This window comes from Lichenihabitans psoromatis, from assembly GCF_004323635.1.
Classification (GTDB): domain Bacteria; phylum Pseudomonadota; class Alphaproteobacteria; order Rhizobiales; family Beijerinckiaceae; genus Lichenihabitans; species Lichenihabitans psoromatis.
Genome location: NZ_CP036515.1, coordinates 1255268 through 1274557, shown reverse-complemented (window position 1 = coordinate 1274557; position 19290 = coordinate 1255268). Strand labels below are relative to the sequence as shown.

Here is a 19290-nt window from a genome sequence, read left to right as displayed (position 1 = left end):
ATGAGCCAAACTCGTGGCGCTATCATTGCGGCAGCAAGGTAAACGATTGCCGTAACAGACGCGATTAAACCGTAATGGTCTAGCGAAGTTTGGAGGTCGGCTCGTCTCCTTGACCTTGCGGCACGAAAACGGCGTCGGCCACCACCTTGGACGCCACTATGGCCGTCCCATATAAGATCAATGCGGCCATGCTCATGAGCCAAGTCTCGTGAGCGAGGTCACCCTCAACCCTTCGGAGTCGTCGCGAGTCATGCTGTCGCCGCTGATCAAGATATGCGGCCTGTCGACGGCGCCGACCATGGAGGTCGCCCTCGAGGTGGGTGTCGATCTCGTCGGTCTGGTGTTTTTTGCCAGAAGCCCGCGGCATGTCACGCATGACGTGGCGCGACAATTGGCCCAGCAGGCGCGTGGACGCGCCGAAATCGTGGCTTTGACGGTGGACGTTGAGGACGCGGCGCTCGATGCTTTGATGAAGCAGGTCGCGCCCGATCTTTTGCAACTGCATGGTCGCGAAACGCCCGAACGGGTGGCCGCCATCAAGGCACGAACGGGACGTTCGGTCATCAAAGCGATCGGCCTGTCGACCCGGAGCGACCTCGCACAGATCCAGGCCTATGGCGATGTCGCCGACATGATCTTGTTTGACGCCAAGCCGCCGCCGCAGGCCAACCTGCCCGGCGGCAATGGGGTCCCGTTCGATTGGTCGCTGCTGAGTGGTCTTGACCTCAAGGTTCCGTTTATGCTTTCCGGGGGATTGTCGCTCGGCAACGTCGAGACTGCGCTGCGACTGACGCGGGCGCCGGGCGTCGATGTGTCGTCGGGGGTTGAAAGCAGCCCCGGCCGCAAGGATCCCGACAAGATTCGCGCCTTCGTGCTCGCGGTGCGTCGTGCCGCGACGTCGATGGCCGAGTCTCCCGTGACTCGCGCGGACGCAACTTTACCGCGAGAACCACGATGACGCTTCTGGAGGAACGAATGAACGCGCAAGGGATGCCGAACTCCTTCAGGAACGGCCCGGATGAGCATGGCCGGTTCGGAGTGTTCGGCGGCCGCTTCGTGGCCGAGACCCTGATGCCATTCATCCTCGAACTCGAGGGCGCCTATGCTCGGTTCAAGGACGATCCCGGCTTCAAGGCCGAAACCGCCGATCTCCACACGCATTACGTGGGTCGTCCGTCGCCTCTGTATTTCGCCGAGCGCCTCACCGACTATTGCGGCGGCGCCAAAATCTATTTCAAGCGCGAGGACCTGAACCACACCGGCGCTCACAAGATCAACAATGTGATCGGGCAGATTTTGCTGGCCAGGCGCATGGGCAAAACCCGGATTATCGCCGAGACGGGCGCTGGTCAGCATGGCGTCGCGACCGCGACGGTCTGCGCCCGCTTTGGGCTCGAATGTATCGTTTATATGGGCGCCGTGGACGTCGAGCGGCAGAAGCCCAACGTTTTCCGCATGAAAATGCTGGGCGCCGAAGTTCGGGCCGTACAATCGGGTGCTAAAACCCTCAAGGACGCAATGAACGAGGCCCTGCGCGACTGGGTCACCAATGTCGATGACACCTTCTATTGCATCGGAACAGCCGCCGGCCCAGCGCCTTATCCGGCCATGGTGCGCGACTTCCAATCCGTCATTGGCACCGAGGTGCGCGAGCAGATGCAAAAGCAGGAGGGTCGACTGCCGGACTCGTTGATCGCCTGTATCGGCGGCGGCTCCAACGCGATCGGCCTGTTCCACCCCTTCCTCGACGATGCCGCCGTCGAGATCTTCGGTGTCGAAGCCGCCGGTCATGGGCTTGATACGCCGGCCCACGCGGCCTCAATGGCGGGTGGGAAACCCGGCGTGCTGCACGGCAACCGCACCTACCTGCTGATGGACGACGATGGCCAGATCCTCGAGGGCCATTCCATTTCGGCTGGCCTCGACTATCCCGGCGTCGGCCCAGAGCATTCATGGTTGAAGGATATCGGCCGCGTCGTTTATCTCTCGGCGACCGACAAGCAGGCGCTCGACGCGTTCCAACTCTGTTCCAAGCTCGAGGGCATCATTCCGGCGCTGGAGCCAGCTCATGCGATCGCCTCGATCCTCGATCTCGCGCCAAAACGGCCGAAGGATCACCTGATGGTGCTGAACATGAGTGGCCGCGGCGACAAGGACATTTTCACAGTCGCCGACCACCTCGGCGGGATGTGATCCGATGAGCACCCGTCTGACCGCACGTTTCTCGGCCTGCGCCGAACAGGACCGCGCCGCTCTCGTCTGTTTCATAACGGCCGGTGACCCCGACCTCACCACATCGGCGGCGCTGCTGAAGGCGCTTCCGGCCGCTGGGGCCGATGTGATCGAACTCGGCATGCCTTTCACGGATCCGATGGCGGATGGGCCCGTCATTCAGGCCGCAGGGCTTCGCGCCCTCAAGGCCGGGCAGACGCTCCGCAAGACACTCGCCATGGTGCGTGACTTCCGCGAGACCGACAGCGAAACCCCCATCGTCCTGATGGGCTATTACAACCCGATCTATGTGCATGGGGTCGAGCGCTTTCTCGCCGATGCGGTCGCGGCCGGCGTCGATGGTATGATCGTTGTCGATCTGCCACCGGAGGAGGATGACGAATTGTGCCGGCCCGCCATCGCGGCCGGGCTCAATTTCATCCGCCTCGCCACACCGACCACGGATGACGAGCGGATGCCGGCCGTCATCGCGAACACCTCCGGCTTCGTCTATTATGTCTCCGTGAACGGCGTGACGGGGTCGGCGGTCCCGGATTACACAAGCGTCGCCGCGGCCGTGATGCGGATCAAGGCGCACACCAGCCTCCCGGTCGCCGTGGGGTTTGGCGTGAAAACACCCGCCGATGCGGCCGCCGTGGCGTCTCATGCCGACGGGGTCGTGGTCGGCTCCGCCTTGATCTCGGTCATCGTTTCGACCCTCGATGCCGAGGACCGGGCCACGACCGAGACGGTTCCGGCTGCGGTTGCGTTTGTTCGGAGCTTGGCCTCTGGCGTCCAAGCCGGCCGCCGCATCAGCACAGCGGCCTGACGCAGAGCCCAAACTCAAGGAGACATGAATGAACTGGATGCTGAACGTGGTGCCGCCGAAGATCCGCTCGTTCCTCAAACGGGAAACGCCGGAGAATCTGTGGGTGAAGTGCCCGGACAGCGGCCAGTTGGTTCATCATAAGGATCTCGAAGCCAACCTCTTCGTGGTGCCGAATTCCGGCTACCATATGCGGATGACCGCCGATGTGCGGCTTAAAGCGACCTTCGACGGTGGCACTTGGACCGATATCGGCGTCCCCGACGTGCCGCTCGATCCGCTAAAATTTCGGGACGAGAAGCGCTATGTCGACAAGCTGAAGGATGCGCGGACCAAGACTGGCCTCGTCGATGCCATCAAACTCGGGGCTGGCACGATCGAGGGTCAGTCCGCGACCGTCGCGGTGCAGGACTTCGACTTCATCGGCGGCACACTCGGGATGGCGGCGGGCGAAGCCGTGGTGACCGGCATCGACTATGCCGTGAAGAACCGCACCTCCTTTATCCTCTTCGCGGCGTCGGGCGGCGCGCGGATGCATGAGGGAATGTTTTCGCTGATGCAGATGCCGCGCACGACGGTGGCGGTCCGGCGGCTGAAGGCCGCCAAGCTGCCTTATATTGTCGTGCTGACCAATCCGACGACCGGCGGCGTCACGGCCTCCTATGCGATGTTGGGTGACATCCACATCGCGGAGCCGGGGGCCTTGATCGGCTTTGCAGGACCGCGTGTCATCGAACAGACCGTGCGCGAAAAGCTGCCCGAGGGGTTTCAGCGGTCGGAATATCTGCGCGATCACGGCATGGTGGATCTCGTCGTGCCGCGACGCGATATGCGGGCGACGCTCGGCCGCCTCTGCGGTATCTTGATGAACACGCCGCCGCATGTCGCAGTGGACCTTCCCGATGATGTCGCGGCTGCTGCGTGACGCTGCGATGATGCCACCGGACGAGACCCTGGACACGATCCTGTCCAGGTTGCCGCTTCTGCACCCCAAGAAGATCGATCTGTCGCTTGGCCGCATCGAACGCCTGCTTGCGGAACTGGGCCACCCGGAACGGCGCCTTCCGCCCGTCATCCATGTGGCCGGGACCAACGGCAAAGGCTCGACCGTCGCGTTCATGCGCGCCATGCTCGAAGCGGCGGGCCGCGTGGTTCATGTCTATACCTCGCCTCATCTCGTCCGGTTCAACGAGCGTATCCGCCTTGGCGAAGTCGGTGGCGGCGTCCTCATCACCGATGAGGAACTTGCGAGCGTTCTGGCCCAGTGCGAACGCGTCAACGCTGGCCAGTCGATCAGTTTTTTCGAGATCCTGACCGCTGCGGCCATCGAGGTCTTCTCCCGCCATCCCGCCGATATCCTGCTGCTCGAGGTCGGTCTCGGCGGTCGCTACGACGCCACCAACGTGATTGCTCACCCGGTCGCGACCGTCATCACGCCGGTGTCGATCGACCATCCGGAATTTCTCGGCACGACGATCGAGCGGATCGCGTTCGAAAAAGCCGGAATATTGAAAGCGGGCTCTCCCGCCGTCATCGCAGCCCAAGGCGCCGACGCGATCGCGGTGTTGCAACGCGAAGCCGACCGCTTACGCGTCACGCCTCAGATCGGCGGCCAGGATTTCGCCACGCGCGAGGAACGGGGCCGGTTCGTCTTCGAAGACGAGAGAGGTCTCCTCGATCTGCCACTGCCGCGCCTCCCCGGACGCCATCAACAGATCAATGCGGGCGCCGCCATCGCGACGATGCGGGTGCTCGATCCCTATTTTCCGATCGCGGCGATCGAAACCGGCCTCAGCACCGCAGACTGGCCGGCGCGGCTGCAGCGTCTGTCGCGCGGACCCGTCGTCGAGGCGCTCGGCGATGTCGCCGAGGTCTGGCTCGACGGGGGCCATAATGCCGATGGTGGGCGCGTGCTCGCCGAAGCCATGGCCGAATTGGAAGAGAGAGCCGGCCGTCCGCTCGTCATCGTCTGCGGCATGCTATCGACCAAAGACGCGCAAGCCTTTCTGACACCGTTCAACGGCTTGGCCCAGGAGGTTTTGACCGTGCCGGTGGGCGGCGATCACGACGGCCGGACCGCCACCGAACTCGCCGATATCGCTGTGGCGGCTGGCCTCCGCGCCAGTGCCTTCGATACGATCCTGGCGGCGCTTCACGCTATCTCGGCGCGGGTGTGGCCGATGTCACCCCGCGTGTTGATCACCGGATCGCTCTATCTCGCCGGCGAAGTGCTGACCCTCAACGCGTCACCACCGGTCTAAACACCGCTTATCCGTCGAGAACACCGCACTGGCGCAATGCCGCGAGCAAGGGCAGCAAAGGCAGGCCGAGCATCGTCGATTGATCGCCTTCGATCCGCTCGAAAAGATGGATGCCGAGCCCTTCGAGCTTGTAGCCGCCGACACTCTCCGAGACGGCCACTCCCATGGCGTCGACATAAAGCGCGATAAAGGCGGGTGAAAGTGGCCGCATCGTCAGGCGGGCGCTCCAAACTGCTTCGGCCACCACGGATCCATCGCGCACGAGCACAAAAGCTGAATTTAAATCATGGGTCCGTCCAGCCAGCGCCGCGATTTGATGGCGCGCCGCCTCGGTCGTGGCCGGCTTGTGCAACCCATGTCCATCGAGCGACAGCGTCTGATCCGCGCCGAGCACGAGCGCACCGGGAGCCACGACCGCCAACGCCTTGGCCCGCGCCAGGGCCGTCGCGGTCTTCCGCGCGTCGATACCTCCGCCAGACAAGTTGTCATCGATCTCACGCTCGATGGCACGCTCGTCGATCAAGGCGGGACGAACCACGACCGGAATGCCGGCGCTTTCGAGAAGCAAGCGCCGCGTCGGGCTAGCCGAGGCGAGGACCAGCGGCGCACCACGCCAAAGCGAGTAAGGTTCGGTCATGCCTGGGCGATGAATTTCATGCGGTGGACCTTGTGCAGATCGATAATAGCGGCGGCAGTTTCCTCAATCGACCGCCGGGTGACGTCGATGGTCGGCCAGCCGTTCTGAGCGAAGATCCGGCGCGATTGCGCGATTTCCTCCGCGACCGAAATCCGATCCACATAGGGCGTTTCAGCTTCCGCCCGAAGCGACAGAAGCCGGTTCTGACGAATCTGCACGATGCGCTCGGGCGACGCCAGCAGCCCGACCACGAGAGGATTTTTGAGCTCGAACACCACGGGAGGCAACGGCACGTTGGGCACGAGCGGGATATTGGCGGTCTTAATGCCGCGGTTGGCCAGATAGATACTGGTGGGTGTCTTGGAGGTTCGGCTGACGCCAAGCAGCAGCACGTCGGCTTGTTCAAGCCCTTCGGAGATCTGTCCATCGTCGTGCATCATGGTGAAATTGAGCGCGTCGATCCGCTTGAAATAATCCGCGTTGAGAACGTGCTGCGCGCCAGGCCGCGGCGAGGTCGCGGCCCGGCCGAGATAGGATTGGAAGACGTCGACGATCGGTTGCAGCACGGACAGGCAAGGTGAGCCCGATTCGTGACAGGCTTCCTCGAGGCGGCTGATCAATTCCGGGTCGACCAGCGTGAACAAGACGATACCGGGCGCCGCCTCGATATCGGTGATGACCCGTTCGAGTTGAGCGCGAGTCCGCAGCAGCGGATAGATATGCTCGATCGAGGACACGTCTTGATATTGCGCCGCGACGGCGCGGCTCGCCGCGATCAAAGTTTCGCCGGTCGAATCCGAGACCAGATGCAGATGGAAATAGCTGCGTGTCACACCTTTGTCTCCACCTCGGCGATCGATCTCACATTGGCGCTGCGGGACGGTACCGCGGCCTGCCCGCTGAACTTATACCGGCGTCATCAGGCGGTCTGTGGATAGTAGAGTCCAGCGCCAGCGAGGGGAAGGAATTCTCCCGGCTTCTCCCGAGCCTCAGGCGGTTTGGTCCACACGGCCGAGCCTGTGGACACAGCCCGGCCTCAGGCGCAACCTTGACGGAACAGTGGGGATTGGGTTTTTGCTGTCCACATGCCGAGGTCGTCCCATGTGGCGCAAGACGTTAAGGAATTCTTAAATTCTCCACAGACCGATGACGCGTCATAGCGGCGGCCTATGTCTCGCCACAAGCGTTGACGAAATGTGAACGAAACGGGAGGACGGTTACGCCTCCCCCTAGAAGAAGACTCAGAAGAAGAGTCTAAGGGATTCTCTTTTCTTATGTCTCATGTTCAATCCGGCAATCTAACGCGTGGCCCGAGCACCCTGTTCCTCGACACGCTCGATGGATCGGTGGCCGACAAACCGCCGATCTGGCTCATGCGCCAGGCGGGGCGCTATCTTCCCGAATATCGGGAGATGCGCGCAACGGCGCCCTCGTTCCTCGATTTCTGCTACAATCCAAAGCTCGCCTCGGAGGCCACATTGCAGCCGATCCGCCGCTTTGGCTTCGACGCCGCGATCCTCTTCAGCGACATCCTCGTGATCCCGGACGCGCTCGGTCAGACCGTCTCGTTCGAGACCGGGCATGGTCCTCGGCTCGATCCGCTCATCGATGCAGCCGATGTCGATCGGCTGCATGCGGAGATTGACATGAACCGCTTGTCTCCCGTTCTGGAGACGGTCACGCGCGCCAAGGCCATGCTGGGGTCTGCGACCCCGCTGATAGGCTTCTGTGGTGCTCCTTGGACCGTCGCGAGCTATATGATCGCTGGTCGTGGCACGCCCGATCAGGCGCCAGCCCGCTTGTTTGCCTACCGGCATCCGGAATTGTTTCAGCGCATCATCGACCGCCTTGTCGACGCCTCCGTCACTTATCTGACCGCCCAGGTGTCGGCCGGGGTCGACGCCATTCAGATTTTTGACAGTTGGGCGGGCGTGCTGCCGACGCTGGAATATGAACGCTGGTGCCTGCGTCCCGTGCAAACGCTCGTGACCCGGCTTCGTGTTGCATGCCCCACCATTCGCATCATCGCTTTCCCGCGCGCGACCGGGCGTCAGTTGCTCCAAGCCGCGGATGATCAGGTGAGTGCGCTCGGGCTCGACACCAGTGTCGATGTCGAATGGGCCAATCGGGTCATGCCGCATAATCTGACGCTGCAGGGCAACCTCGATCCTCTCGCCCTGGTGGCTGGCGGGGAGGGGCTCGATCATGCGATCACGCGTATTCTGAAAGGTTTCGCCGGACGACCGCATGTGTTCAATCTCGGTCATGGCATTTTGCCCGAAACCCCGATCGCCCATGTCGAGCATCTCGTGGCGCGCGTCCGAGCCGGATTATAACCACGATGCCGACGCGCGGCCCGACCCTTTGGTCGAGCCGAAAAGCTTAGGCGCCTCGGTGGTTCTGCGGTATTTACCGGGCGGCTCTTCCGCCAATCCTCGAATGTCTTCGGGTTGTCGTCAATGTACCTTTGGATCAAGGCTTTGCACGTCATCAGCATGGTGGCCTGGATGGCCGGCATGCTCTATCTCCCGCGCCTCTTCGTCTATCACGTTGAAGCGGGGCCGCGGACGCCGCAGTCCGAGACCTTCAAGGTCATGGAGCGCCGGTTGCTGCGCGCCATCATGAACCCGGCCATGATCGCGGTGTGGATCACCGGCCTCTGGCTCGCCTACGAGGGTGGGTGGTTTCGCGATGGCTGGTTGCACGGCAAGATCCTGCTGGTCGTGCTGCTGAGCGGCTGTCATGGCTTCCTGGCGGCGAGTACCCGGCGTTTCGCCAACGACGCCAACGTGAAGTCGTCGCGCTACTTCCGCGTCGTCAACGAAATCCCGACCGTGCTGCTGATCGGCATCGTCATCCTGGTAATCGTCAAACCATTTTGATGCGGCGGCGCGGCCGCATGGTCGCGATGCGTGTCGTCAAGGGATCGGCCTCGATCCACCGCCATCAACCTGTTCCCGCTCTTCGTTCGACGAGATCCCTTTGGTAGACTTCGATCTTCAGCCGCCACCGCCGGTCCAGCCGCCAACCATCGCCCGGTTCACGTGGTCGACGATCGTCTGGCCGATGATCGGCGTTGCGGCGGTCGTCTTCTCCTTATGGCTGCTGTTCCGCGAAGTGCGCGGTCTGTCGTTCACCGACGTCGAAGAGTCAATCCTGGCGATCTCGTCGGGCCGCTGGATGCTCGCGATCCTTTCGACCTTGGTGGCCTATATGGCGCTGGCTTGGTACGATCGGATCGCGCTGTCGCATCTCGGCTTCAAATTGCCTTGGGGTTTCATCTCGGCCGTGTCGTTCACGACCTACGCGCTGTCCCACAACATCGGCATGTCGATGTTCTCCGGCGCCATGGTGCGCTATCGGGCTTACTCGACCAAAGGGCTGACGCTGTCCGAGGTCGGTGTCCTCGTGGCCTTCTGCTCCTTCACCTTCGCGCTCGGCACGGCTCTGCTGGGCGGCCTCGTCTTCGTGATCGAACCGAATATTTTGGCCCGTCTGTTCCATTTGTCGGACATCAGCGTGCGCCTGATCGGCTGCGGGCTGCTGGCGTTCGTGGCGCTTTATGTCATCGGGTCGACGCTGAATCTGCGACCATTGCAGATCGGGACGTTTAAGCTCGTCTATCCGCGCCTCAACATCACGATGCGCCAACTGATCGCCGGGCCGCTCGAATTGCTCGGTGCTGCCGGCATCATCTATTGCGCCTTGCCGGTAACCGACAATCCGGGGTTTCTGATCATTCTCGGTGTGTTTTTGGCGTCCTTCTCGGCGGCCTTGCTGAGCCACGCACCGGGCGGCCTGGGCGTTCTCGAACTCGTCTTCGTCACGGCGCTGCCGGACATCGCCAAAGCCGATATCCTGGCCGCCTTGCTGGTGTTCCGGCTGCTCTACCTCATCGCGCCGCTGGCCTTCGGCATCATCGCCGTGATCCTGTTCGAGCGCTCGCGGCTCACGAAGGCAACTGACCCAAAAGCCGCGGGCTAAGCCTGTCCCGGGTCATCGACGGATCCGCATCAAGGCGTCGCTAACGACAATATGATGAGGGTGGCTCAACTCCGGCCGAGCCATGCCACGAAGCGGCGAGCGACTTCGGCGATTTCGCTGGGCTGCCGCGCGAAACAGATCCGGACATAAGGGTCTCCGCCCGTCCCAAAAGCGCCTCCTGGCGCCATGCCGAGCCCAGCCTCGTCGACCATGCGAAGCACGAGGCGGCGCATGTCGGTTTCTCCCGTGATCGACGCGAAGAGATAGAACGCGCCTTGTGGCCGCGCGAAGCGAACCCGTCCGGTCGCCGCAAGCGCGTCGCAAAGGATATCGCGGCTGGTCTTGGCGCGCTCGACCTGCTGACGCAAAAATGGCTCCCCATTCTCGATCGCCACGATCGCGGCGCGTTGGGTAGGAACCGGGACGCCGGATGTCGAATATTGGACGAGATTTTCGATCAAGGGGCCAAGAGATTCCGGTGCTTCCAGCCATCCGATCCGCCACCCGGTCATGGTCCAGTTCTTCGACAGAGTCTGGGCGAACAGAATCCGATCGTCCGGCCGCATGATATCGTGGAAGGAGGGTGCCCGCTCGCCGTCATAGACGAAGCGGCCATAGATCTCGTCGGCGACGATCCAAAGATCGTGACGGCGCGCGAGAGCCAGAAGAGCCTCGAGATCGGCGGCCGATGCGATCCAGCCGGTGGGGTTCGACGGCGAGTTTATGATGATCGCCGTCGTGCGCGGCGTCACGGCCCGTTCGACATCGTCGATCGACAACGTCCAGCCGAGGGGATCGCCGCCGAAATGCATCGGAACATCCACCGTCGTGGCTCCCGAGACGCCGACGACGCCGCGAAAGTTCGGCCACGCGGGGGTCGGGACGATGACCTCGTCGCCCACGCCTGCGACGAGCCGCATGGCAAGCTGCAAGGCGTGCATCCCGCCAATGGTCACGAAAAAGCGCTCGGGCCGGAAAGGATCGGCCGACCCCGAGTAAGGACCACCATAGACCCTTGTCATATAGGCCGCGATCGCGGTGCGGAGTTCCGGAATGCCGCGCTGATAGGTGTAGAAGGTTTCGCCAGCTTCGAGCGAACGCGCCGCAGCCTCGCAGATGAAACTCGGTGTCGGCAGATCGCTCTCGCCCACCCAGAGCGGGATCAAGCCTTGCCGGTTCCGCCCATAATTGAAGACCTCGACGATGCCGCTTTCGGGGCTCAGCAAGGCTTCCGGGCGCAGACCTCGGGTAAAGTCGATGGGTGAACCGGCCTCATCGGTCTCGGTGGCCCGTGTGTCGCTGCTCAAGGTGTGATGTTCCTATCGTCCCGGCGGGATGGCGTCTGGCTGCCCGCGGCTGGGAAGGCCGGTAGCCGACAGACCGGCGCCGACGGAGTCGGACATCGCCTGGGCTGCGCCCGGCTGACGGCTTGCCAGAAGATCGCGAATTTCGGTCAGTAGAACCTCTTCCGGGCTTGGCGGCGGCGGTGGGGCGGCCGTCGCGGGCTCCTCACGGCGCAAGGTGTTGATCAGGCGGATCATGATGAAGAGCACCAGCGCCACGATTGCGAAATTCACCACGTAGGTGACGAAGCTGCCCCAAGCCAGAATGGCCCCTTGCTTCTGAGCGTCGGCGAGGTTGGTGGCGGTGACCCCATGGCTGAGGGGGAGGAAATAATTCGAGAAGTCGGCACTGCCGAACAGCCCGATGACCGGCATGATGATGTCTTTGACAAAGGAATCGACGATTTTGCCGAAGGCCGCGCCGATGATGACCGCGAAGGCGAGGTCGACGACATTGCCCTTGAGCGCAAAGTCGCGAAACTGCTTCAATTCTTCACTGAACGACACTTTTGGCCGGATCATCAGATGTCTCCTCGGTCTCGGGGGTGGCGGTCGGATGGATGGTAATCGTCTCTGTCGAGGCCTCGGCGGCTTTACGCGTGTCAGAACGTCGAAGCACAGAGTGCCGAAGATCGCGGTTCGTCACAAGCGATGACGGGCAACGCGACACACAAAAAAGCCCGGTCGAGACCGGGCTTTTTGTTCAAGATGTCGCCACCGCAGTGAAACATCCCTGATGCCAAGACAGGGCCGCCGATGAAGCGGCCCTGTCCGGTGTTGATCAGAAAGCGCGACGGACGCTGGCGCGGACCCGGTAGTCGTCCGGGTTACGCGGCGAAACGGTCGTGGCGGGATTGTCGAGCAGAGTGGTGAGACCCGTCAGCTGCATGTTGCTGTAGAGAACTTCGGCACCGATCTGGAAATCCTTGACCGGGGTCCAGATGGTGTTGAAGCCAACCTGGAAGATGCGAGCGTTATCGGCACCTGCACCGAGACGCTGAGCCGACTTCGGGTTCTCGATCTTGAGGTAAGCACCGTAGATCGAGCTCGACACTTCCGGGATCCAGTAATGGCGGAAGTTGCCGTAAGCGCCGTAGGCGGTCGACAGAGCGATCGTGCCATCGGGACGGACGAAAGCGTCGTTGACCGGCACGCCGACCGACGTGTTGTTGCTGTAGATATTCGACAGGCCGTTGAAGTAGTTGTTGGCGTTGGCGTAATCCATCGCGCCGCGTTCGTAGGTGCCCTGGACCGTGAAGCTGTCGCCCTTCGAGATCATCGGCAACAAGACCTTGACGCCGCCCAAGACAGCGAAGCCATCGGCGTCGCCGGGCTGGATGACGGTGCCGGCGGGGCCAGCGACCGTCCGAGCCGCGAGCGTCACCGGAAGCGACGAGACCTGATGATACGCGCCCGACAATTGAGCCGAACCCCACGATCCGTCATAACGCAGGTTACCGACGAAGTCCGGGATGGTCTCACCCGAGTAGGCGAGGTAACCGGCGCGGGTGGCGTTCGGCTGCTGCGTCGTTGCGGTCAGCACGCCATTGACGAGGCCGCCGTTCTGCTGGAAACCCGAGTCGCCCGTGTTACGCTCGTTACGATCTTCCGCCGCGATGGTGGCCGAGAAGCCCTGTCCGAAGGTTGCCGTGTAGGCGAACAACTCGGTCGGCTGGTTGGAGTTGGCGACCGAGTTGGTCAGCAATTCGACGCTCTGGGCATCGAAGTCGAAGAACGACTGGGCGCGACCAGCGGTGAAGCCGGCGAACTGAATGAAGCCCTTGTCGAGAGTCGGAGCCGAGCCCACGACCGGCGAGTTACCCTGGAAGGCGCCGGTGCTGGGGGCCGGTGTGCCAAGACCGACGGCCTTACCACCACCCGTCGTTCCCGACGCGGTCGAGTCGTTGGTGATCCGGAACGAGACGAAAGCCCGGAGGGTGCCGTAAGCCGTCTGCGTCCGTGAGTCGGCGTTGAGGTAGCCGCGTGCCCGGAAGCTGGTCAGGTCGCGCTTATAGACGTTGCCGGCCAAGCTGTACGAGTAAGCGTTGGGGTTGTTGGTCGGGGCGCCGGGACGGAACGTCTCTTCCGCACGCATCTGCCCGCTGATGCGAATGCAGGTGTCGGTGCCGGGAACGTAGAAGAAGCCTGCGCCGAAGGCGTCGCAAACCCGCACGTATTCGACGGGAGCAGCTTTCCGGAACGGAAGATCAGCGGCTTGGGCGCCCATGGCGCTCGTCAGTAAAGCTGCCGAAGCAAGCCAGTATACTTTAGAGATTTTCATATTCTTGTTCCAGTCCGAACCGGATGTGGTCGCTAAACGTTGAATTATGGGGCGATTGTAACAGGCTTGTGAAATTCGCTCGAAGCGTCGAAGGCAGCGCACCATCCGGTTCACTGAGTCACATTCGAGCCACAGTTTCGAATCAGGTTTCGAAAAAATGCCTCTAAGCGCCTCGACCGATTGAGCTTTGTTGGCTGACGCTGTCATGATCAAGACGCGATTTCGCCTCAATGACTTAACCAAAGTTCATGTGGCTGGAACGCAACAATCGGGCGGTCGGTGAGAGCCCCTTCTAGACTTGCCGACGCGCGGATCACAGCCACGCGTTACTTCGACAATTCTGCAGTCAAGGTGGCGCTGAATTCACGGCGAGGCTGAGCTTCTTGCCGGCGACTTGCTGCGTGAGATCATCCGACGGCCGCGTCGAGGGCGTCGCAAAAGCGCTGGGAATGATCGACGCGACGCCGCGGACATCCGGCAGACGGATCAGGGCGTCATCGACCAAATCGATCGTTGCGTCGCGTCAGGCGAGATGAGGGCCGAGGACGATCAGCGTTGAATCGTCGGAGCGTGGCGCCACGACGCGCGGATCGATGCTCGATCGATCCGCATCGCCGACCTATCGCAAAGGCTGTCGGTCAAGTCAGTTGTAGGTTGGGTAGGTTGGCAGATGGTGGCCGCTGAATGTGACGAGCCGGCATCTTAGCGACGGCTCGCCGCAAGCGGCTCAGCTGACTCGGGAGAGGCCGTCCGACGCCGTCTGGTTCTGCGGATCGATGACCTTAGCGCGCATGTAGGATTCGCGAGCCTTGGTCTTGTTGCCGCTTTTCTCGTAGGCGGTCCCGAGGCTTGCCCAGGCTTCCGCATTCCGATTGTCGACGTTGAGGGCGGCGTTGAAATCCTCGATCGCCGAATCGTATTTGCCCGTCACGGTCAGGCTTTGGCCACGCGCGAGATAGGGCGCGCCGGCGAATGGATCGCGATCGATCGCATTGTCGAAATCGATAATGGCCAGCGCCTGCTCGCCTTCGCGCTGGTGGATGAGGCCTCGCGCATGGAACGCTTGAGCGCCTTCCGGATTGAGGCGAATCACCTGATTCATGTCGGCCAGGGCCTGCTGCAGGTTGCCTTGTGTCCGCAGCAGATTACCGCGTCCGAGATAAGCCGGCGCGTGATTCGGATTGGCCTGGATCGCATGGTTGAAGTCGGCCAAGGCAAGATCGTTATGATTGGTCTGGCGCTCAGCTAAGGCCCGGTTCGTATAAGCGGCCGCGTTGTTCGGATCGAGCTGGATCGCCTTGGTGAAATCGGCAATCGCGTTCGAGAAATCCGCGATGCGCGCATAGGCGGTGCCGCGGGTGTTATAGGCTTCCGAATCATTCGGGTTGCGCGAAATGACGTCGCTGAGGGACGCGATATTGACCGAACTTTCCTGGGTCGGCGCCGTGACTTCGGCCACACCGCGACCAGCGGATCCGATCGAGCCAACCGTTTCGCAGCCCGCAAGGCCGAGAGCCGAAGTCGAGAGAAGCATTAGAGACAGGGCGCGAAATGTCGAGACGCGCACATTGCTCCCCATCGAGCCTGGAGCGATCCGGCTTCGCTCCGCGACCATCTCGACTGGACCATTCGTCATGCAACCGCTCATGTCTGGATATCGCTCGTAATCGTGATGGTCAGGAGACCCACCTGACGTCGATCAGGCCCGAATCGCTCTGCAAGAGGGCAAGATTTGGGCCCGACATCGTTAACAAAGCGTAGCCGGTCACTGGATGGAGCGGCGTTGCATCGGAGACACGGCGATCGAAGCCGAAGGCCTCGAGGATGAGCTTAGCGAGCGCCGGGGACCGGCTTCGGCTTCATCGGCAACAAGCCTTCGCGCTGCAGCTTCTTCCGAGCAAGCTTGCGAGCGCGACGAACGGCCTCAGCCTTCTCACGAGCACGCTTCTCGGACGGCTTCTCGTAATGGCCGCGTAACTTCATTTCGCGAAAAATGCCTTCGCGCTGCATCTTCTTCTTCAGCGCCTTCAGGGCCTGGTCGACATTGTTGTCGCGAACGAGAACTTGCAAGCGTTTATCCTGTCGGGTGAAACGACGTCATCAGCGATGCGCGTCGATCGGTTGGTGAAATACGGAAAACCGGGCGCGCGCAGGGCCGCTCCGGTACGTCAAGGTCCGATATCAGAAGAGGGTCCGCCTGTCCACAGCCGTGCGGCGGTTTCCCATCGACAGCCGACGGTGCTCGGGCCTGAGGTCAAGCACGGGACGCGAAGCTGCGCCCCGCGTCGGCGATCGACTTTGCCCCGAAGGCGATGAAGATGACGCCCACGCTTCGGGTGATGATGCCGCGATGAGCCGAGAAGAACCGGCGCACGACTGGCAATCCGGCCCAGAAGACGATGAGGATGTCGGCCAGGATGAAGCCGACGAGGGCCGCGCCGAGAAGCGGCGGTGCGTCGACCCAGCCGAGGCGGCCGGCGAACGGCAGGGCGATCGCGGTGAACATCGCGGTCGAGACCGGATAGGCCTTGGGGTTCGTCAGGCCGAACATCACGCCGGTCATCAACGGTCGGCTGGCGCCAATCGAGGTGGGTGGCGCATCCTTGCGGGTCATCACGGCCTTGATGCCGAGATAGACGAGATAGAGGCCGCAGAAGAGGCCGAGCGCGTCGAACAGCACAGGCCCAAGCTGATTGGCCCCGATGATCGCCGTCAAGGCGAGGGCGCCCCATGTCACGTCGCCGACGAGGTGGCCGATGACGAAGCGCGCCGCTGCCTGCCGTCCCTGCGTCGCCGCCAAAGCGAAGACGGCCAAGAACGCCGGGCCCGGCGAGATCACATAGGCGAAGCCGGCCACGATGGTTGCGACGAGGAGAGCGAGCGACATGAAGATCCTCAGGATCGGCAGGATGGTGCCACGGTTCGCTCGACCATGAGCCCACGCCACGCGTGCGTCGGCTGTCTCGCGGAAGGGGCGGGTGATGAGGAGATCTTCGTGCATGACGACCGGGGTGTCGAGTGTTGCCTATCGGGTTCGAGCAGTCGTCTTCGCGTCGCACAATTGCGGATGAAAGCGGTTTCACCGTCAATGCCAGTGAGCGTTGACGCGTCTGCTGCAAAACGGCCGTGAAAACCCTGCAGGTCTCGACCCGCCTTCGGACGGCCGCACCGCTGTCGTTCGGTGACCACGACGCGCCGGTTTTATGGCCGCATGGTCCGCACGACCCGTCGCATCTGCCGCTAATTGCCAACTGGCCTGAGGCACGCTTCCGCGCGAGGGGCTCGGCCGGCGAAATGGACATTGGGGCACCCAACCCCCATGTTGCTGAAAGATTCGCCCTTCGTTCTTCTTTCACGCCGGAGCGTGCTTTTGGCCGACCAGATCCCCGCCGAGGCTGGGCCTCGCCCGCGACCGGGCGGCATTGCCGAGCGGGCTCGCGCGGCGGCGGCCCCCGCGGCAGCCTATCTCAAAAATCTCAATCCGGAGCAGCAGGCCGCCATCGAAGCGTTGGATGGGCCTGTGCTGGTCTTGGCGGGAGCCGGGACGGGCAAGACGCGTGTGCTGACGACGCGGATCGCCCATATCGTAGCGACCGGCCGGGCGCGGCCGCATGAGATTTTGGCCGTGACCTTCACCAACAAGGCCGCGCGCGAGATGAAGGAGCGGGTGGCCGCCCTCATCGGTCCGGCCGCCGAAGGCATGACGTGGCTCGGCACGTTCCATTCGATCTCGACCAAGATCATCCGCCGCCACGCCGAATTGGTCGGGCTTAAATCCAGCTTCACGATCCTCGATACCGACGATCAAATCCGGCTGATGAAGCAAGTGCTGCAGGCCGAGAATGTCGATGACAAGCGGTGGCCCGCCCGCGCGCTCTCGTTTCAGATTGATGCCTGGAAGAATCGCGGCCTCGAGCCCTCCAAGGTTCCGGCCGGCGAGGCAAGCGCCTTCGCCAATGGCAAGGGCGGACTTCTCTATGCGGCCTATCAGGCGCGGTTGAAGCAACTGAATGCGGCCGATTTTGGCGACCTGCTGCTGGAAGGCTTGCGGTTGCTCCGCGACCATCCGGATGTGCTGGCGCAATTCCAGGGTCGCTTCAAGTATATGCTCGTGGACGAGTATCAGGACACCAATGTGGTGCAATATCTGTGGTTGCGTCTGCTCGCGCAGGCGACCCAGAATCTGTGCTGCGTCGGCGATGACGATCAATCGATCTATGGCTGGCGCGGTGCCGAGGTCGAAAACATTCTGCGATTCGAGAAGGATTTTCCGGGCGCGACCGTGGTTCGGCTGGAGCGCAACTATCGCTCGACCGGCCATATTCTCGGAACGGCTGCCCATCTGATCGCGCAGAACGAGGGGCGGCTCGGCAAGACCTTGTTCACCGACGACGAGTTGGGCGAGAAGCCCACCGTCACCGGCGTGTGGGATTCAGAAGAAGAAGCGCGGCAGGTCGGCGACGAGATCGAGCGATTGCAGCGCCGTGGGCAATCGCTTGACGAGATCGCGATCCTTGTCCGGGCCTCGTTTCAGATGCGAGAATTCGAGGAGCGGTTCATCACGCTCGGCCTTCCCTATAAGGTAATCGGCGGCCCGCGTTTCTACGAGCGGCTCGAAATTCGCGATGCTCTGGCTTACCTGCGCTGCGTGGCGCAGCCGGCTGACGATCTTGCGTTCGAGCGGATCGCCAACACGCCGAAGCGTGGGCTCGGCGATGCCACGCTCCAGGTGTTGCACGATTACGGTCGCCGGCAGGGCGTGCCGATGATGCAGGCCACCCGCGAACTCGTTGAGACCGAGGATCTCAAGCCCAAGCAGCGGCAGACACTGCGGGCCTTGCTTGGCGACTTCGAGCGCTGGGCGACCCTGATCCCGACGCTGCACCATAGTCGCCTGGCCGAGACCATTCTGGAGGAATCCGGCTACACCGACATGTGGACGAAAGACCGCACCGCGGAAGCGGCCGGACGGCTCGACAACCTGAAGGAACTCGTTCGCTCCATGGAGGATTTCGAGAGCCTTGCATCGTTCCTCGAACATATTTCGCTGGTGATGGACACCGATACGGCCAACGAAGGCCCACGCGTGTCGATCATGACGCTGCATGGGGCCAAGGGGCTCGAATTCGACACCGTGTTCCTGCCCGGCTGGGAGGAAGGGTTGTTTCCCTCCCAACGCTCGATGGACGAGAACGGGCGGGCGGGCCTCGAGGAGGAACGCCGCCTCGCTTACGTCGGTGTCACGCGGGCGAAACGGCGTGCCAAGATCTTCTTCGCCACCAATCGCCGTATTCATGGCCTGTGGCAGACCACCATTCCGTCGCGCTTCGTCGATGAATTGCCCGAGGCCCATGTCGAGGTGACCGAAGCCGCGCAAGCCACCCGCTACGGTGGCTATGGCGCCTCGCGCTTCGACACGATGAAGGGGTTCGCGTCGAGCTACGACACGCCGGGCTGGCAGCGCGCCCAGAAGGGCGCAGCGGAGCGGGCCGCCAGCGGCTTTGCCGAGCGAGGCTCCGGATTCGGCAAGATCGGACGCGGGGGACCCACGCTGATCGAAGGCGAGTTGGTGGCCAAATCCTCGGTTGCCTCGTCCTATACGGCCGGGGCACGGGTGTTCCACCAGAAGTTCGGGCCCGGCACGGTGGCGCAGGTCGATGGCAATAAGCTGACGGTCGATTTCGACAAAGCGGGTCGCAAGATGGTGCTGGAAGGGTTCGTCAGCCCGGCGGGGTGAGGGATCGGTA

Annotated in this window: 17 protein-coding genes and 1 pseudogene; 9 read left to right on the top strand and 9 right to left on the bottom strand. The window is 62.6% G+C overall.

The window, feature by feature from the left end; all coding sequences use genetic code 11:
- Positions 1-250 precede the first annotated feature (250 nt).
- Genes EY713_RS05940 through EY713_RS05920 form a run of 5 tightly spaced genes read left to right on the top strand, consistent with a single transcriptional unit; the run spans position 251 to position 5298 of the window.
- Positions 251-958: a phosphoribosylanthranilate isomerase gene (locus EY713_RS05940; RefSeq protein ID WP_170314067.1), complete on the top strand. Its 708-nt coding sequence runs from the start codon at positions 251-253 to the stop codon at positions 956-958.
- A gap of 17 nt (positions 959-975) precedes the next feature.
- Positions 976-2193: a tryptophan synthase subunit beta gene (gene trpB, locus EY713_RS05935; RefSeq protein WP_131119333.1), complete on the top strand. Its 1218-nt coding sequence runs from the start codon at positions 976-978 to the stop codon at positions 2191-2193.
- A 4-nt stretch (positions 2194-2197) separates the two neighbouring features.
- Positions 2198-3040: a tryptophan synthase subunit alpha gene (trpA, locus tag EY713_RS05930; RefSeq protein WP_131113993.1), complete on the top strand. Its 843-nt coding sequence runs from the start codon at positions 2198-2200 to the stop codon at positions 3038-3040.
- Between the two features lie 28 nt (positions 3041-3068).
- Entirely contained in the window at positions 3069-3962 is an 894-nt protein-coding gene (gene accD, locus EY713_RS05925) for an acetyl-CoA carboxylase, carboxyltransferase subunit beta (RefSeq protein ID WP_131113992.1), read from the top strand.
- Entirely contained in the window at positions 3940-5298 is a 1359-nt protein-coding gene (locus EY713_RS05920) for a bifunctional folylpolyglutamate synthase/dihydrofolate synthase (RefSeq protein WP_245572911.1), read from the top strand. Before accD ends, EY713_RS05920 begins: the two co-directional genes overlap by 23 nt.
- A 7-nt stretch (positions 5299-5305) precedes the next feature.
- On the opposite strand, the gene EY713_RS05915 is transcribed toward EY713_RS05920, so the two are convergent.
- Both EY713_RS05915 and EY713_RS05910 read right to left on the bottom strand, forming a co-directional pair.
- Positions 5306-5935 carry a Maf family protein gene (locus tag EY713_RS05915; protein ID WP_131113991.1) on the bottom strand — a complete coding sequence of 210 codons (630 nt, stop codon included), beginning with the start codon at positions 5933-5935 and terminating at the stop codon, positions 5306-5308.
- Positions 5932-6768, bottom strand: coding sequence for a pyruvate, water dikinase regulatory protein (locus EY713_RS05910; RefSeq protein ID WP_131113990.1), 837 nt, complete (start codon positions 6766-6768; stop codon positions 5932-5934). Before EY713_RS05910 ends, EY713_RS05915 begins: the two co-directional genes overlap by 4 nt.
- Before the next feature lie 441 nt (positions 6769-7209).
- Between EY713_RS05910 and hemE the strand changes: the two genes are divergently transcribed.
- The 3 genes from hemE to EY713_RS05895 all read left to right on the top strand — a co-directional run bounded on the left by hemE (position 7210) and on the right by EY713_RS05895 (position 9919).
- On the top strand, positions 7210-8271 hold the full coding sequence (gene hemE / locus EY713_RS05905; protein ID WP_131113989.1) for a uroporphyrinogen decarboxylase: 1062 nt from the start codon (positions 7210-7212) through the stop codon (positions 8269-8271).
- A 123-nt stretch (positions 8272-8394) separates the two neighbouring features.
- The gene (gene hemJ / locus EY713_RS05900; RefSeq protein ID WP_131113988.1) at positions 8395-8817 is read left to right on the top strand and encodes a protoporphyrinogen oxidase HemJ; all 423 of its coding nucleotides are present in this window, start codon (positions 8395-8397) and stop codon (positions 8815-8817) included.
- 184 nt (positions 8818-9001) lie between these two features.
- A complete protein-coding gene (locus tag EY713_RS05895; protein WP_131119328.1) occupies positions 9002-9919 on the top strand; it encodes a lysylphosphatidylglycerol synthase transmembrane domain-containing protein in 918 nt (305 codons plus the stop codon).
- Between the two features lie 65 nt (positions 9920-9984).
- On the opposite strand, the gene EY713_RS05890 is transcribed toward EY713_RS05895, so the two are convergent.
- The 7 genes and pseudogenes from EY713_RS05890 to EY713_RS05865 form a co-directional block, all read right to left on the bottom strand.
- The gene (locus EY713_RS05890; protein WP_131119326.1) at positions 9985-11178 is read right to left on the bottom strand and encodes a pyridoxal phosphate-dependent aminotransferase; all 1194 of its coding nucleotides are present in this window, start codon (positions 11176-11178) and stop codon (positions 9985-9987) included.
- Positions 11179-11352: 174 nt separating this feature from the next.
- Positions 11353-11784 (bottom strand): annotated as a pseudogene (gene mscL, locus EY713_RS05885) (large conductance mechanosensitive channel protein MscL); the annotation flags it as partial.
- Positions 11785-12043: 259 nt separating this feature from the next.
- A complete protein-coding gene (locus EY713_RS05880) occupies positions 12044-13489 on the bottom strand; it encodes a porin (protein WP_165491044.1) in 1446 nt (481 codons plus the stop codon).
- A gap of 400 nt (positions 13490-13889) precedes the next feature.
- The gene (locus EY713_RS22685; RefSeq protein ID WP_165491043.1) at positions 13890-14048 is read right to left on the bottom strand and encodes a hypothetical protein; all 159 of its coding nucleotides are present in this window, start codon (positions 14046-14048) and stop codon (positions 13890-13892) included.
- A 222-nt stretch (positions 14049-14270) separates the two neighbouring features.
- A complete protein-coding gene (locus EY713_RS05875) occupies positions 14271-15122 on the bottom strand; it encodes a tetratricopeptide repeat protein (protein WP_131119324.1) in 852 nt (283 codons plus the stop codon).
- A gap of 251 nt (positions 15123-15373) precedes the next feature.
- Positions 15374-15613, bottom strand: a complete 240-nt coding sequence (gene rpsU, locus EY713_RS05870; RefSeq protein WP_131113985.1) for a 30S ribosomal protein S21 — start codon at positions 15611-15613, stop codon at positions 15374-15376.
- A 184-nt stretch (positions 15614-15797) separates the two neighbouring features.
- On the bottom strand, positions 15798-16430 hold the full coding sequence (locus EY713_RS05865; protein WP_165491042.1) for a LysE family translocator: 633 nt from the start codon (positions 16428-16430) through the stop codon (positions 15798-15800).
- Between the two features lie 432 nt (positions 16431-16862).
- On the opposite strand from EY713_RS05865, the gene EY713_RS05860 reads away from it, so the two are divergent.
- Entirely contained in the window at positions 16863-19280 is a 2418-nt protein-coding gene (locus EY713_RS05860; protein WP_131113983.1) for an ATP-dependent helicase, read from the top strand.
- The last annotated feature ends 10 nt before the right edge of the window (positions 19281-19290 follow it).

Coding starts and splice junctions, on each gene's coding strand:
- hemE (WP_131113989.1), top strand. CDS start 7,210: ATGTCTCATGTTCAATCCGGCAATCTAACGCGTGGCCCGAGCACCCTG.
- trpA (WP_131113993.1), top strand. CDS start 2,198: ATGAGCACCCGTCTGACCGCACGTTTCTCGGCCTGCGCCGAACAGGAC.
- EY713_RS05915 (WP_131113991.1), bottom strand. CDS start 5,935: ATGACCGAACCTTACTCGCTTTGGCGTGGTGCGCCGCTGGTCCTCGCC.
- EY713_RS05920 (WP_245572911.1), top strand. CDS start 3,940: ATGATGTCGCGGCTGCTGCGTGACGCTGCGATGATGCCACCGGACGAG.
- EY713_RS05880 (WP_165491044.1), bottom strand. CDS start 13,489: ATGGGCGCCCAAGCCGCTGATCTTCCGTTCCGGAAAGCTGCTCCCGTC.
- trpB (WP_131119333.1), top strand. CDS start 976: ATGAACGCGCAAGGGATGCCGAACTCCTTCAGGAACGGCCCGGATGAG.
- EY713_RS05895 (WP_131119328.1), top strand. CDS start 9,002: ATGATCGGCGTTGCGGCGGTCGTCTTCTCCTTATGGCTGCTGTTCCGC.
- EY713_RS05860 (WP_131113983.1), top strand. CDS start 16,863: ATGTTGCTGAAAGATTCGCCCTTCGTTCTTCTTTCACGCCGGAGCGTG.
- EY713_RS05940 (WP_170314067.1), top strand. CDS start 251: ATGCTGTCGCCGCTGATCAAGATATGCGGCCTGTCGACGGCGCCGACC.
- EY713_RS05865 (WP_165491042.1), bottom strand. CDS start 16,430: ATGTCGCTCGCTCTCCTCGTCGCAACCATCGTGGCCGGCTTCGCCTAT.
- accD (WP_131113992.1), top strand. CDS start 3,069: ATGAACTGGATGCTGAACGTGGTGCCGCCGAAGATCCGCTCGTTCCTC.
- EY713_RS05875 (WP_131119324.1), bottom strand. CDS start 15,122: ATGGGGAGCAATGTGCGCGTCTCGACATTTCGCGCCCTGTCTCTAATG.
- hemJ (WP_131113988.1), top strand. CDS start 8,395: ATGTACCTTTGGATCAAGGCTTTGCACGTCATCAGCATGGTGGCCTGG.